10 protein-coding genes are annotated in these 14,533 nt (G+C 61.3%); all 10 read right to left on the bottom strand.

All coding sequences use genetic code 11. The annotated features are described in order from the left end of the window. Positions 1–230: 230 nt before the first annotated feature. The 10 genes from I5961_RS07670 to I5961_RS07625 all read right to left on the bottom strand — a co-directional run bounded on the left by I5961_RS07670 (position 231) and on the right by I5961_RS07625 (position 14,366). On the bottom strand, positions 231–1,871 hold the full coding sequence (locus tag I5961_RS07670; protein WP_227234822.1) for a calcium-binding protein: 1,641 nt from the start codon (positions 1,869–1,871) through the stop codon (positions 231–233). Then, positions 1,868–2,041, bottom strand: coding sequence for a hypothetical protein (locus I5961_RS07665; protein ID WP_227234820.1), 174 nt, complete (start codon positions 2,039–2,041; stop codon positions 1,868–1,870). Before I5961_RS07665 ends, I5961_RS07670 begins: the two co-directional genes overlap by 4 nt. A 221-nt stretch (positions 2,042–2,262) precedes the next feature. Then, positions 2,263–5,856 carry a glycosyltransferase gene (locus I5961_RS07660; RefSeq protein ID WP_085699508.1) on the bottom strand — a complete coding sequence of 1,198 codons (3,594 nt, stop codon included), beginning with the start codon at positions 5,854–5,856 and terminating at the stop codon, positions 2,263–2,265. Between the two features lie 117 nt (positions 5,857–5,973). Next, the gene (locus I5961_RS07655) at positions 5,974–7,545 is read right to left on the bottom strand and encodes a flagellar hook-associated protein 3 (RefSeq protein ID WP_085699510.1); all 1,572 of its coding nucleotides are present in this window, start codon (positions 7,543–7,545) and stop codon (positions 5,974–5,976) included. A 13-nt stretch (positions 7,546–7,558) separates the two neighbouring features. Then, positions 7,559–9,604, bottom strand: coding sequence for a flagellar hook-associated protein FlgK (gene flgK, locus I5961_RS07650; RefSeq protein WP_085699512.1), 2,046 nt, complete (start codon positions 9,602–9,604; stop codon positions 7,559–7,561). Positions 9,605–9,625: 21 nt separating this feature from the next. Continuing rightward, positions 9,626–10,918 carry a flagellar assembly peptidoglycan hydrolase FlgJ gene (gene flgJ, locus I5961_RS07645; RefSeq protein WP_227234818.1) on the bottom strand — a complete coding sequence of 431 codons (1,293 nt, stop codon included), beginning with the start codon at positions 10,916–10,918 and terminating at the stop codon, positions 9,626–9,628. Positions 10,919–10,929: 11 nt separating this feature from the next. Continuing rightward, on the bottom strand, positions 10,930–12,018 hold the full coding sequence (locus I5961_RS07640) for a flagellar basal body P-ring protein FlgI (protein ID WP_011333019.1): 1,089 nt from the start codon (positions 12,016–12,018) through the stop codon (positions 10,930–10,932). A gap of 27 nt (positions 12,019–12,045) precedes the next feature. Continuing rightward, on the bottom strand, positions 12,046–12,741 hold the full coding sequence (gene flgH / locus I5961_RS07635; RefSeq protein WP_085699519.1) for a flagellar basal body L-ring protein FlgH: 696 nt from the start codon (positions 12,739–12,741) through the stop codon (positions 12,046–12,048). Positions 12,742–12,794: 53 nt separating this feature from the next. Further along, positions 12,795–13,580, bottom strand: a complete 786-nt coding sequence (gene flgG, locus I5961_RS07630; protein ID WP_007958342.1) for a flagellar basal-body rod protein FlgG — start codon at positions 13,578–13,580, stop codon at positions 12,795–12,797. Between the two features lie 45 nt (positions 13,581–13,625). Next, on the bottom strand, positions 13,626–14,366 hold the full coding sequence (locus I5961_RS07625; RefSeq protein ID WP_007958343.1) for a flagellar basal body rod protein FlgF: 741 nt from the start codon (positions 14,364–14,366) through the stop codon (positions 13,626–13,628). Positions 14,367–14,533 lie beyond the last annotated feature (167 nt).

Genomic DNA, 14,533 nt, shown 5'->3' with positions numbered 1-14,533 from the left:
TACGTCACAGGGCTCGGCCTCGCTGTTGCAGGCCTTTGCGGCTGAACCTTGCCAGTCCGGGCGCAGGTCAATGACCGCGAGCGCTCGTTTTATGGCGATTTGAGGGGGACTTGCAGGAAACGCGCCAGCTCCGCCAGCCCTGCGTCGGCGGGACATCCGGGCATGAAAAAGGGATGAGTCCGTTGCCGGAATCATCCCTCTCATCAAGCTACTTCACTGCATCGAACGGATCAGCCAAACATCGCGAATCCATCGATCGTGGCCGGCAGGTCGTAAACCTGGCCGTCAGCGGTCTGCAGATGCTCGATGTTGTTGTACCCGGCGTACCAGCCCTGCAGCTTCACGCCGCTGTCGGGAATGCCGGTGCTGCCGTCGTTGGCGCCGTGCAGATAGGCGTCATCACCGATGCGAGTGACGTTCAACTGGCTGAGATTGGCGACGGTGTTCAGGATCAGCGTGTCATTGAAGTCCCAGCCTTCGTCCTGGATCGTCACCAGCCCGGTGGTGTTCACGATATAGGTGTCATCCCCCATACCACCGAGCGCGACGCCGCCAGTACCGGACTGACCCGCCAGGTTGAGAACCAGCACGTCATTACCGCTGCCACCGGACAACAGATAATTGCTGCCTGTGCCGGTCAGCACGTCATTGCCGTCATCACCGAAGGCACTGCCGCTGTTGACCGTGACGGTGTCATCGCCCTGGTCTCCATGGGCCACTGTACCCAGGTCATTCACGGCACTGACGATGACGTCATCACCCGAACCGCCAGACAGCGTGTCGGCTTGCGCAACATCGCCGTCGAGACCGGACTTCAGTCCGCCATAAAGGTGATCGTTGCCTTCGCCACCGGTAAGCTGGTCATCGCCGGTGCCGCCTTCAAGGATGTTGTCGTCCGAATTGCCTTGCAGCGAATCGTTGTACTTGCTGCCGCGCAGGCCTTCGATATCAATGTAGGTGTCGTAAAGCGCGATGCCGCTTTGCGGCCCCCAGTTCAGAGAAGCACTCAACCCTTCGCTGCTGTCGTCATAGCTGACGATGTCGATACCGGCCCCGCCTTCAAAGCGATCACCGCCCGCGCCACCCAGAAGGACGTCATTGCCGGCGCCCGAAACGATGACGTTGTCCCCTTCATTGCCGTAGCCAGTGAAGTCTGCCGTGCCGGTGTAGGTCATGTTTTCAATGAACGGATCCATGTGCATCGACGACAGGCTGGTGTACACGTGGTCGGTACCACCGAAGAGGTCCGTCTCGACAATACTCACACCGGCGCTGTTGATGATGTACACATCGTCGCCCCTTCCACCTTCCAGCGTCACGCCCGCGACGTTGGCGGTGAATCGGTCAGTGAACGACGTCCCGATGACTTTCTCGACGTTCAGCAACGTGACATCCGGACCCGCTTGCTGACCAATGCCGATACTGACGCCATCAAAGGAGTGGCGGTAGCTCACGGTGTCGTAGCCATCGGCGCCATCCACGATCATCGCGTTATCGAGCAGATACACCATGTCATCGAAATTCGATCCCTGAATCGCCTCGATGCCAGTGAAGGTGTCGCCAGCAGCGATGGTCAATGCGTCGTAGTTCTCGAAGTCCTGGACTCTCACACCTTCAAGGCTGTCGGAATAGCTGACAGTATCGAAGCCTTCGCCACCCACGAAGTGATCCGCGCCGGCGCCACCCCAGAACCAGTCGTTGCCGGCACCGCCGATGATCTCGTTGTCACCGGCATTGCCGTAACCCTTGAAATCGCCGGTACCGGTGAAGGTAAGTTTCTCGATGAACGGGTCCATCTTCATGGTGTTGAGGTGAGTGCGCAGCTCACCCGCAGCGACTGTCGTCGAAGCATCGTTGAACTCGACGCTCACCCCGAGGACAAGGCGTAATAGCTCGCCGTATCAAATCCATCCCCGCCATCCAGCAGATCATTACCGGCACTTGCCAGCAACACATCATCCGACTCCAGTCCATTAAGTTGGTCATCACCGTCGGTGCCCAACAGGACATCGGCATCACTCGTTCCATTCACTACTGACATTTGCGTCTTCCTTGCGTTGTTGTTGAACCGGAACCTGCCTCGCGGGCACAAGCCGATCACGCCAGCAGCCACCGTCCGAGGTCAGCGAATAGAGAAGTATCGACAGGGAAATCCCAGTGCTTGAGGCTCTGCGGTGAAAAAAGTATCGATACCGATACCAATGGAATGCTGAAGACGCAAAAAAGGCGACTCGATAGTCGCCTCTTTTTCAGCAGTGCCGGTCAGTCCGCCAGCCAGCCGTTTTCCCAATACCGCAGGTTGTCGCCGCGCAGCACGTAGTCGCGCAGTACGACTTCACGCAGTTGATCCCCCATGCGGTAACTGGCATCCGGATCGGCCAGGTGCATCCGGATCGCTTGCAGCCACTCCTCAGTGGAATTGGTCTTGACCCGGGTGCACGGCAGGTAACCCTGATAGGCCTCGGTATCGGTGCAGACCACCGGGTAGCCGCATGCGCCGTACTCCAGCAGACGCAGGTTGCTCTTGCAGTCGTTGAAGATGTGGAACTCCAGCGGTGCCAGGGCCAGGTCAAGGTTGAGGCTGGCCAGTTTCGCCGGATACACATCCAGCGGGATCACGCCGTGGAACTCGTGCATGTACGGACGCAAGTCGTCCGGACACATGCCGAAAAACACCCAGTCGACCTCGTTCGCCAGTTCGCGAACCACATCGGCAATGACCGCCAGATCACCGTGGTGACTGGTGCCGCCACCCCAGCCAACGCGCGGCTTTTTCGAGGTGCGACGCTGGCTGCGCAGGTCGGTCCACAAATGCTGCGACAACATGTTCGGTACGACCCGGATGTCGTGGTGCATGTTCGACAGGACATTGGCCAGCGGCTGGGTAGACACCACCACACGATCGCAAAGACCGATTGCCCGCCGCACCAACCGCTCCATTTCGTGCTTGTTCGGCATGTTGCGGATATGCGCGTTGCGATGAGGGACATCGATGACATAGTCATCGAGCTCGTAGATCCGCCGGGCGTTGAAAAAGTTTTTCAACGGTGGAATTTCCTCGATGGCACCTTCCGAGTAGCGCCCTTGCAATACGATCACGTCGGGCGACTGGCGCTCGATATCGATGATCGAAGGCAAGCCGTAGCAGATCCGTCCTTCGGCACGATTGGCCGCCTCAAGCTCGATCATCGGCTGACTGATGCGGTAGTGACCGATGGCGGAAGCGTTGATCGGTACCGCCAGTACGTTTGGCAACTGCGTGCGCAAAAACGGGCTCCAACCGGTACGCAGGCCCGGCTCCAGACTGAAGCTGGAAGCGCCAACACCTTGCACCGCCAGATTGACGTTGAACGCAGGGTCGCGCGCGATGAGCGGCAACCAGCGCTTGTAGAACGTCTCGTGCTCCTGAAACTGCTGTTGCTGCTCTTCTGCCGTAGCCTCGATCGTTGGCCGCGCACCCAGCGCCAGCTTGGCGTAAGGCGTCCAGACCACCAGATAACCTTCCCGCCCCACACGCAGACAAAGATCCGCCACATTGAGGGCCTGCGCCAGGTCCTGCTCGTCGAGCCCGTCGGCAGCCTCGAAAACGGCCTTGCGAATCATCAGGCAATCACCGCCGACAGCACTCAGGTCATGCACCGCCTGCAAGCGGAACATGTACCCGTCTGCCTGCAACGTTTGACCATAAAAGGGCAATCCCACGGCACCCTGCATGCCCAGAATCAGGCCGGCATGCAGCACGCAACCGTCCGGATTGTAGATCTTGGCGCCGACCACTCCGACTTCCGGGCGCTGCGCATGATTGAGCAGTTCGTCCAGCCAGTCGGACTGGGTGATGACTGCAAAGGAATTGAGCATCAGCACGTACTCACCGCGCGCCTGACCTACCGCAAAGTTGAGCGTGGCGGCTGCGTTGCCCTGCTGCGCAAAATTCAGCACGCGAACCCGATCGCTGCCCAACTGCGCCATGCCGTCCAGCCAGGCCAGCGCTTCGGCACTGGTGCTGCCGTTATCGACCAGCAACAGCTCGTATTCGGTGTAGGCGGTTTTTTCCAGCAGCGTCTCGACGCAGCGCTGCAAGGCGGCAGTCTGATCCTTGGTCACGATAATGACCGAGACCAGCGGACGCCGTGCGTGATGATAGTCGACGCGATTGAGCAGCTCGGAGCTGCCACTGCGAATGTCATGGGCCAGCCCGAGCCGTTGCAGATGCGCTTCGAGCACGCGCGGATTCTGTTCGATGACGCCTGGGTCCATGAGCCATTTGGACAGGTCGAAAGGCGACTCCAGCATGACCTCGGCGATGTGGCCGATAACCTGGGTGCCATCTTTCTCGACCAGTCGCCACAGCACATCGTGCGGCGCCAGCTGAGCGAATTCAGGAGCAAAACCACCGAGTGCCAGAAAACGCTCGCGCTCGAATGCCAGTGCCCGCCCGACATAGGGGTAGCTGCGCATCAGGTCGAGGTTGAAATCCGGTTTGAACGCAGGCTCTGCCGACTCCCCGTTACGCAAACTGCCCTCGTCGCTGTACAGGCACTTGAGCGACGGGAAATGTACGATGCGCTCGGCCATGATCAGCAACGCCGGGGCCACCGGACGATCGCCGGCCTGCAGCAGGTAGAACCAGTCGGCTCCCTCCAGTTGCGGCAGCAGCGTATTGATCTGCTCCATGCCGTCGTCTTGCAGGGGCATGCGAAACACTCGCCCGTCGAGTTCGGTATCGGTACACGAGGCAGACAGGACCAGAATCAGCTCTGGTGGATAATCCTGAGCGGCAAGCGACGCCAGCGTGCGTTCGACACCGTCACGGCTGCCCTGCCGGTCGATGACGATCGGCACGATCCGTGGCTGATGCGACCAGCCGGCGAGGGTTTCCGGCAGCAATGTGCGCTGACCTTCGGTCAGCACCCGGCAGCCGAGCCACTGCGCATAGAGCTCGGCAAAACTCCAGCTGTCGATGCCGACGCTCCACTCCTGACGGCTCTGCTTGGTGCCAAGGGTGCGACTCAGCGGCAACTCTTCCCAGACCCGAGGCTGTTCGTCGGCCTTGGCCAGTGGAATGTAACGAACCCAGCCCGGTGCAGGTGCCGACTCACCGCTGCGGGCCTTGAGCATCTGCGTCATCCACTCACGCTCGACTTCGAGGGCATCCTTCATCGGCTGTTGCGCACTCAGGCGCTCCGGGTATAACCGCTCGGCGCTGAGTACGTTGTTGGACACGGCAAGGTTGCCGCGCCGCAGCAGGCAGACATACAGGGCAAAATCCAGCGACGCGACAAAGCAGTGCCCGTCCTGAGTCAGGGCCGGCAACAGCTCTTCAACGTCGGAACGCCGGAACAACGCGTTGGTGAAGCCACCGAGGACGTTGACCGGGAACTTCTCGAAGATGCCCAGCAGATCGTCGCCCTTGAACAGCCCGCTATGTGGCGACAACGAGGTGTTTTCCAGGCGCGCGGGCAGGATGATGTCCTGCGCATCCCAGAACAGTCTCTGGGCCAGCACCAGGCTCACCTCCTCACGCATCATCTCCTGGGCCTGCTGCCGGATGCAGTCGGCATACAAGTGATCATCGTCGCACAGGAACTTGATGAACTCGCCCCGCGCCTGACTCAGGCATGCCTTGAGGTTGCCGATCATTCCCAGGGTGCGCGGATTGCGCACGTAGCGCACCTCGACGCCGGACTCCTTGATGACCGACGCAACGATACGTTCGATCTCGGACCCCCGGCTGTCATCGCAGACGATGATCTCCAGAGGGCTGTAAGTCTGGCTGACGGCACTGTTCAATGTCCGCTCGAAAAAGCGCGGGTTGAAGGAAGGAATGACCAGACTGACAAGGGGGAGTGAATTCACGGCGGACTCGCAAGCGGCGGGAACCCGCCCGGAACAGCGAGCCCTTTGAAACCGCAAAAAAAGACGATTGATACAGAGCGATCAGAGCAAGCGGGCGCTTGCGCGCCCGCTCAGGCTTCAGATCTTGTTGAACAGGCCCAACTGAGAGATTTTGCTGAACGCCAGTTGCGAGGCCTGCAGCATGGTCTGCTGCAAGGTCAGGCGGGTCATCACTTCGGCCGGATCCGAATCACGGATCGTGCCCTGAGTGGTGGAGTTTGCCAGCTGCAGGCTCTGGTTGGTGGTGCTCTGGTCATCCAGCGACTGCCCGCGGGCACCGATGGAGGTTACCGCGCTGCCGATCTGGTTGGCGGCGCTGTCGATGTTGCCGAGGCCGGCTTCCATGGCACCCTGGAATTTCTGCTTGGCCACCGGATCACCGTCGATCGGGGTGTTCAGTGCCGTGACCATCTGGCCCAAGGTGTCGAGCACGTTCTGGGTCTGGTGGTTGTTGGACTGGATCGAAAACTGGTCACCGGCCGCCGGCGTGCCACCGAGGGCGAAGGTCACACCCGCTGCCGTGGCGTTGCCGCCCGCTACGGTACCCGACGAAATCGGCTTGCTGTCGGCAGTGACAGGCGCCGCGTACAGGTCGAACGCGGTGGCGCTGGTGAACTTCAGGACTGCGCCGCCGCCCGACGGGAAGGCGGCGTCGTAGGCTGCCTGGTTGGTGACGCTGGAACCGGTGATGACCGCGGTCGACGGGTTGCCCGGGCTGCGCGAAGCGGTGAACGAGTCCGGCGAAGCCGACAGCTGGAAGCTGTGACCGGCAATGACCGCGTCCGGGTTGGTATCGCCGGCCTTGAGGTTGATGTTCAGCTTCATGTCGACGCCACGGAAGCTGACCGTCTGGTTGGCGCCGTTGCTGTTGCTGATCAGACCGTTCTGGCTGGCCTCGGAAGTCACGTCATTGCCCAGGGCATCGGTGATCTTGATTTGAGTGCTGCTGATGAAATCCACGGTGTACGGCTGGCCGGCGGTGAATTTCGCGTTGTAAGTCGCAGCGGTGCCGACGATCCCGTTGGTCAGCACCACACGACCGTCATCGACCGCCGGAGCCGTCATGGTGGTCTGGGTCCGGGCGGTATTGATCGTCTGCTGGAAAGCATCCCAACCGGTGGTGTTGGTGGCCACCGACAGGCCGTCGCCAATGCCCAGGTTGATCTGGGTCTGGTCACCGTTGTAGGTGTAGGTGCCATCGGCGTTCTGCGAGTACGGCGCGGTATCGGTCTTCGAACCGGAGAACAGGTAATTGCCGTTGGCATCCTTGGAGTTCATCAGGCCCAGCACTTGTTGCTGGATCTGGCTCAGTTCGGCGGCGTAAGCCTGGCGGTCCTTGTCGGTGGCGATGCCGTTGTTGGCTGCCAGTCCGATTTCCTTGGCGCGCTGCAAGGCATCGGTGATAGCCGTCAGCGTGGATTCCTGAACGGTCAGCGCGCTCTTGGTGGTATCGATGTTGCCTTTGTACTGATCGAGCATCGCGGCCTGCTGGCCGAGCTTCAGCAAGCGACCGGCACCGATCGGATCGTCGGCGGCGGTGTTGATGCGCTGCAGGCTGCTGGCTTCGTTCGCGGTCGCGACAGCCTTGCTGTAGTTGCGCTGATATTGAGCAGCTTGCGTCGCGTAATACTGAGCGGTGGAAATGCGCATGAATTACGACTCCTTAAAGACTGTTGATCAGCGTGGCGAAGGTTTCCTGCGCAGCCTTGATGATCTGCGAAGACGCTGTGTAGTACTGCTGATACTTGACCAGGTTGCCGGTCTCTTCGTCCAGGTTGACCTGAGACAGCGAATCACGCGCGCCCTGCGCCTGATCCAGAATGGCTGTGGTGGCTTCGATGTCGGACTTGCTCTGCGCGGCCTTGGTACCGACGTTGGTCACCAGTTTGTTGTAGGCGTCGGTCAGGCTGATGCCCTTGCTGCCCGAACCGGTGTCCACGGTCTGCTTGGTCTGCAGGCCGACCAGCGCCTGGGCGTTGCGGTTGTCCGAAGACGCCGCGCCGGTCAGGCTCATGGTGAAGGTTTCGCCGGCCTTCGGGGTTGCGCCCACGGTGGTCTGCACGGTGAAGGTTTTCTGCACGTTCGGCGTGACGCTGGTGTCCATCACCGGCGCGCCGGTGGAGTCGACCATGCCGATCTTCAGGTTCAGGGTGTTGGCCTGCCCCGGCACGATGGTCCCGGTGCCGATGGTGTTGCCCTTGGCGTCGACCATGTTGTACGACTGGCTGCCGCTGGCGACCGCGCCGAACACCAGCTTGACCGGGGTCGAATATTTGAGTGCGTTCTGCAACTCGGCCTGGGAGGTCGGGTTGTAGATGTCGATGGTGTCGGTGAGCGTCGGCTGGGTGTAGGTGCCGGAGTTATTGGCACTGGCCACGCCGGTCAACGGTGCCGCCGCCGCGATTTTTTTCGGGTCGGTGAGCACGGTCTGGATGCTCGAGGCCGCGCCACGGGTCGGGGTCACCTTGAAGGTGTCGCCGGCGCTCAGGGCACCGCCATTGAGGGCCAGGGTGAAGCCGTCGATGACCGGAGGCGGCGTGGTCGTGGTGCTGAACGAACCCATGTCGGTACCGTCCGAGCGCTTGACCGTGTAGTTGGTCGCGCTGGTGAAAGTGACCTGGTAATCGTTGGTGGTCAGCTTGCCGGTGTCGCTGATGGTGACGTCAAGGTTGCCCGAACCTGCGCTGTTGCTCGCCTGGGCAATGCTGCGCTGACTGATCAGCGCGGCACTGTTGATGTTGTTGAAAATCGCTGCGCCGAAGTCACCGTTCTTGTCGATGCCCTGGGCTTGCTGACGGTTGACCTGATCGGCGATCACCAGCGCCACGCGGCCCAGCTCGTTGAGCGAAGGGTCGAGCACTTCCTTGCGATAGCTCAGCAGACCGCCGATTTCGCCACCGCTGATCACTGAAGTGATGTCGATGGTGCTCGAACCGCGGTCCATCTGGATGCCCATGCGCGACGGGTCATCCTTGCTCGGCACGGTGCTCAGGGTGTTGGTGGTGTTACCGACAACCAGCGGCTGACCGCTGCCGACGTAAACGTCGAAGCTGGTGCCGCGCTCGACGACCTGCGCGCCGACCAACTGGGAGAGCTGACGCACGGCTTCGTTGCGGGTGTCGAGCAGATCGTTCGGCTGGCCGCCGCTGGTGGAAATCTCGCCGATCTTCTGGTTGAGATTGGCAATCGAGGTGGCCAGTTTGTTGACCTGGGCCGCCATGTCGCCAAGGTTGCCGTTGATCGTGGTGTTCTGGTCGTTGAGCTGCTTGGCCAGTGCGTTGAAGCGGCTGGTCAGGGCTTGCGCGCCGGTCAGCACCGATTGACGCGAAGTGTCGTCGGTGGCCGAGGTCGATACGCCCTGCATCGAGGTAAAGAACTTTTGCAGCACGCCGGTCAGGCCGGTGTTGGTGTCGGACAGCGAGCCGTCCAGTGCTGTCGCCTGCGCGCCATAGGCGTCGGCTTCGCTGCTCAGCGAGGTGGCGGTGTGCAGCTGCGATTCGAGGTAGGAGTTGTACACCCGGCGCACGTCGGCGAGGGTCGTACCGGTACCGATGAACACGTTGCCGTACTGAATCGAGGACTTGGTGCCCTGCACGGTTTGCTGACGCGAATAACCGGCGGTGTCGACGTTGGCAATGTTGTTACCTGTCACAGCCAGAGAAGACGAACTCGCGGCCAGCCCCGACATCCCGATATTGAGCAAACTCATGATTCAAACCTTACCTTGTGTTTATAAGGGCGTTGTTGAAACGCCGGCCGCAGCGTAGTTCTGATTGACCGTCATCTGCCTGGCAATCTGCGAAATCTTCGTCGCGTAGTTCGGGTCGGTCGCATAACCGGCCTTCTGCAATTCGCGTACAAACTGTTCTGGGTTATCGGCCGCCTTGAGCACATCTTGATAGCGATTATTGCTCTGCAGCAAAGTCACCAGATCGTGGAAGCTGTCCTTGTACGAGGCGTAGGAACGGAACTCGGCCGTCTCCTTGACCATCTGCCCATTGCGGAACTCGCTGGTGATCGCTCGGGCCGAATCGCCCTTCCAGTTGCCGCTGGCCTTGATGCCGAACAGGTTGTGACTGCTGCTGCCGTCCTGGGCGCGCATGACCGACTTGCCCCAACCGGTTTCCAGCGCGGCCTGAGCCACCAGATAACGCGGATCGACGCCAATGCGTGCGGCGGCTTCCTGCGCCATCGGCAGCATGGTGTTGACGAATTGGTCAGCGTTGCTGAACGCGCGTTTGGCCGGCGCCAGCGGAATCTGCGCCATGGCGCGACCGTAAATCTGCATCTGTCCGCCGGAGGCCTTGTCCGCCTCGGCGCGGTCCAGCCAGTCGCCGTTGTACAGCGGGCCGGAACCGGTGACAGCGGCAGTCGTGGCGCGTTGCGGCAATTGAGTGGCCGCTGCCGGCGTGGCCGACGGCACCAGGCCTGCGAGCAAGCGATCCGCCAGTTTCGGCGGCAACGCCAGACGACGCTGGTTGATCATTTCCATGTCGTTGCGATGGGTCAGTTCGGTGTTCGGCGCATGCACCGAACGCGACGCCCACAACGGACGCTCGCCATTGAGTCGCGACAACGGGCCATGGGTGGCCACGGTGCCAGCGGCAATCGGCGTTTCCACCGCAGCGGCCCTGGCCAGCGCTTCCTGCTGCTTGGCAGCGGACGCGGCCGCAGCCTCGCCCGGCGCCATCGGTTTGTTCTTCGACATCTGCTTTATCAGCACGTCGGCCAGGCCAATGCCACCACCCTCGCGGGACATGGAGACCGCCAGTTGCTGGTCATACATTTCCTGGTATTGCTTGGCGGCCGGGGTGTTGAGCGGGTTGTCCTGGCCCAGCGCCTCGGTGGCCGAACGCATCGACTTGAGCATTTCACCGAGGAACAGCGATTCGAATTCCTGCGCGACCTTGCGCATGTTCGCATCGCTGTTCTTGTCGCCGACCTTCAGTTGGTTCAAGCGATTGAGGTCGGAGTACGAGCCCGAATCGCTGCTGCTGACCAGACCGCTTTTGCGCATATCCATGGTCGCGGTCCTCAGATCACGATCAGGTCGGCTTGCAACGCGCCGGCCTGCTTCAGTGCTTCGAGGATCGCCATCAGGTCACCCGGCGCTGCGCCGACCTGGTTCACCGCCCGCACGATCTCGTCGAGGGTGGTGCCCGGGCCGAACTTGAACATCGGCTTGGCTTCCTGTTCGGCATTCACCCGCGAGCGCGGCACCACGGCGGTCTGGCCGTTGGACAGCGGACCCGGCTGGCTGACGATCGGGTCTTCGGTGATGGTCACGGTCAGGCTGCCGTGGGTCACGGCGGCCGGCGATACCTTCACGTTCTGGCCGATGACGATGGTGCCGGTACGCGAGTTGATGATGACTTTCGCCACCGCCTGACCCGGATCGACTTCGAGGTTTTCCAGGATCGACAGGTAGTCGACACGCTGGCTCGGATCGAGCGGCGCGGTCACACGAATGGAACCACCGTCGATGGCCTGGGCGACACCAGGGCCGAGCATGTCGTTGATCTTGTCGACGATGCGCTTGGCGGTGGTGAAGTCGGAACGGTTGAGGTTCAGCGTCAGGCTGTTGCCCTGGTTGAACCCGCTCGGCACCGAACGCTCGACCGACGCACCGCCAGGGATGCGACCGGCCGACGGAACGTTGACGGTGATCTTCGAACCGTCACGACCTTCGGCATCGAAACCGCCGACCACCAGGTTGCCCTGGGCGATGGCGTAGACGTTGCCGTCGATACCCTTGAGCGGAGTCAGCAACAGAGTGCCGCCGCGCAGGCTCTTGGAGTTACCGATAGACGACACGGTGATGTCGACCTGTTGACCCGGTTTGGCGAACGCCGGCAGATCGGCACTGACCGACACCGCCGCGACGTTTTTCAGCTGCACGTTGCCCGATCCCGGCGGCACCTTGATACCGAACTGCGAGAGCATGTTGTTGAAGGTCTGCAGGGTGAACGGGGTCTGCGTGGTCTGGTCGCCGGTGCCGTTGAGGCCGACCACCAGACCATAGCCGATCAACTGGTTGGAACGCACGCCGGAAATGCTGGCGATATCTTTCAGCCGCTCGGCGTGGGCACCAAAGGCTGCGGACATCAACGCCGCAGCGAGCATGAGGCTCTTGAAATTCAACGTAGCCACCTAGAAAGGGAACAGCGGGCTGAGGAAGAAACGGTCGAACCAGCCTGGCTGACTCGCATCGGCGAACGAACCGGTGCCCGAGTAGGTGATGCGCGCATCGGCAACCCGGGTCGACGACACGGTGTTGTCAGTGGCGATGTCATCGGCGCGCACGAGGCCGGCGATCCGCACCAGCTCGTCGCCGGTGTTGAGGGTCATCCACTTCTCGCCACGCACGGCGATGATGCCGTTGGGCAAGACATCGGCGACGGTCACGGTGATCGAGCCGGTCAGGGTGTTGCCCTGTGCGGCCTTGCTGTCGCCCTTGGTTGCGCGGTCGCCGCTGTAGCCGACGTCCAGGCTCAGATCGTTACCGCCCAACGGGTTGTTGGTGGTGCCACTGCCGCCGAACAGCGACGTCAGGCCGATGCCGGTCTTGCTGTTCTTGGCCACCTGCGAGTTGGCGTTTTTGCTGGCCTGGGTCTTCTCGTTCAGGGTGATGGTGATGATGTCACCGACCCGGAACGCCTTGCGGTCGCTGTACAGGTTCTGCTCGAAACCGGCCTGATAGATCGAGCCGTTGTTGGCGGCCGACGGCAACGGTGTGCGCGGCAACACCGGGGCGTAGTAAGGATCATTGGGCTTGGGCGTCGGGGCGACGCAGCCCGCGAGCGAGACGACCCCACTCAATGCCACAACAGATACAAAGCGCTTCATGACCCTTACCTCACGGTGTTGCAGGCGACCTCATGGCCGCCTCATAGACTTGATTACAGATTCTGCGTTACGAACGAGAGCATCTGGTCGGCGGTGGAGATCACCTTGGAGTTCATCTCGTACGCACGCTGAGTGGTGATCATGTTGACCATCTCTTCCACAGTGCTGACGTTGGAGGTTTCCAGGGTGTTCTGCAGGGTGGTACCGAAACCGTTCAGGCCCGGAGTACCGACTTGCGGTGCACCGGAAGCGGCGGTTTCCAGGAACAGGTTGTTGCCCACCGCTTGCAGACCGGCCGGGTTGATGAAGTCGGCGGTTTGCAGGTTGCCGATCACTTGCGAAGCGGCGTTGCCGGCAACGGTGATCGACACAGTGCCGTCACGGCCCACAGTGAAGGTCTGGGCGTTGTTCGGGATGACAATCGCCGGCTCCAGGGCGAAACCACTGGCGTTGACGATCTGACCGTTGGAGTCGAGGTGGAAAGTACCGTCACGGGTATAGGAAGTGGTGCCGTCCGGCTGCAGGATCTGGAAGAAACCGCGACCGTCGATGGCCATGTCCAGCGGCTGCTCGGTGGTCTGCAGGCTGCCAGCGGTGAAGTTTTTCTGGGTGCCGACGATGCGCACACCGGTACCCACCTGCAGACCCGACGGCAGTTCGCTGTCCTGGGTCGACTGGGCGCCTGGCTGACGCTTGATCTGGTACAGCAGGTCCTGGAATTCGGCGCGGTCACGTTTGAAACCCGTGGTCGACACGTTGGCCAGGTTGTTGGAAATGGTGGTCAGGTTGGTGTCCTGGGCGGACAGACCGGTTTTGGCAACCCATAGAGCCGGTAGCATTCGATTCTCCTCGTGCGCCTGTTTTACGGCGCGACGTTCTGATAATTAGCTGATCTGCAAGACCCGAGCCATGGCCTGGTCATCGTCTTTGGCGGTGTTCATCATCTTGACGTGCAGTTCGAACTGCTTGGCCAGGGCCAGCACCGACGTCATTTCTTCCACGGCATTGACGTTGCTCGACTCCAGGAAACCCGACACCAGTTTGACGTTGGCATCGGCCGGCGCAGGCTGGCCGTCCTTGGTGTAAATCGAACCGTCCAGGCCCTTGTTCATGTTCTTGATGTCCGGGTTGACCAGCTTGATCCGGTCGACTTCGGCCATGACGCGCGGACCTTCGCCCATCGCACGGATACTGATGGTGCCGTCTTCACCGACTTCCACCTGCTGTTCCGGCGGCACGGCGATCGGCCCGCCATTGCCCATGACCGGCATGCCGTTGCCGGCACGCAACACGCCGAGGGCATCGATATTGAGGCTGCCGGTGCGCACGTAGCTTTCCCCGCCATTAGGGTTCTGCACGGCGATCCAGCCGTTGCCCGACACGGCGACGTCGAGGTCGCGTCCGGTCTGCACCAGCGAGCCCGGCGTGAAGTCGGTGGCGGGCCGTTCGCTCATGGCAAACGCACGCGCCGGAAAGCTGTCACCAAACACCGGCATCGAACGCGCCTGCTCCAGGTCGCGCTGAAAACCATTGGTGGAGATGTTCGCCAGGTTGTTGGCATGAGCCTTTTGCGCCAGTGCGTTCTGGCTGGCGCCGGTCATTGCCACATAAAGGTACTTGTCCACACTCTTTCCTCTGCATGCCGGACGTTTGCCGCCCACCGCTGTACTGCTGAGCCATAAGCAATTTGCAGACCAACTTTTTTCTGGCGGCCAAGGGCCCGGTAAACAAAGGACTTGAGGGATTTTGCGGGAAGGAGGGAAATGTATCGAAGACGAAAAACCGGCGGTGT

It is taken from the genome of Pseudomonas sp. IAC-BECa141 (genome assembly GCF_020544405.1).
Taxonomy (GTDB): Bacteria; Pseudomonadota; Gammaproteobacteria; order Pseudomonadales; family Pseudomonadaceae; genus Aquipseudomonas.
Note: the sequence above shows the minus strand (reverse complement) of the source record. Positions and strands in the feature narration are given on the sequence as shown.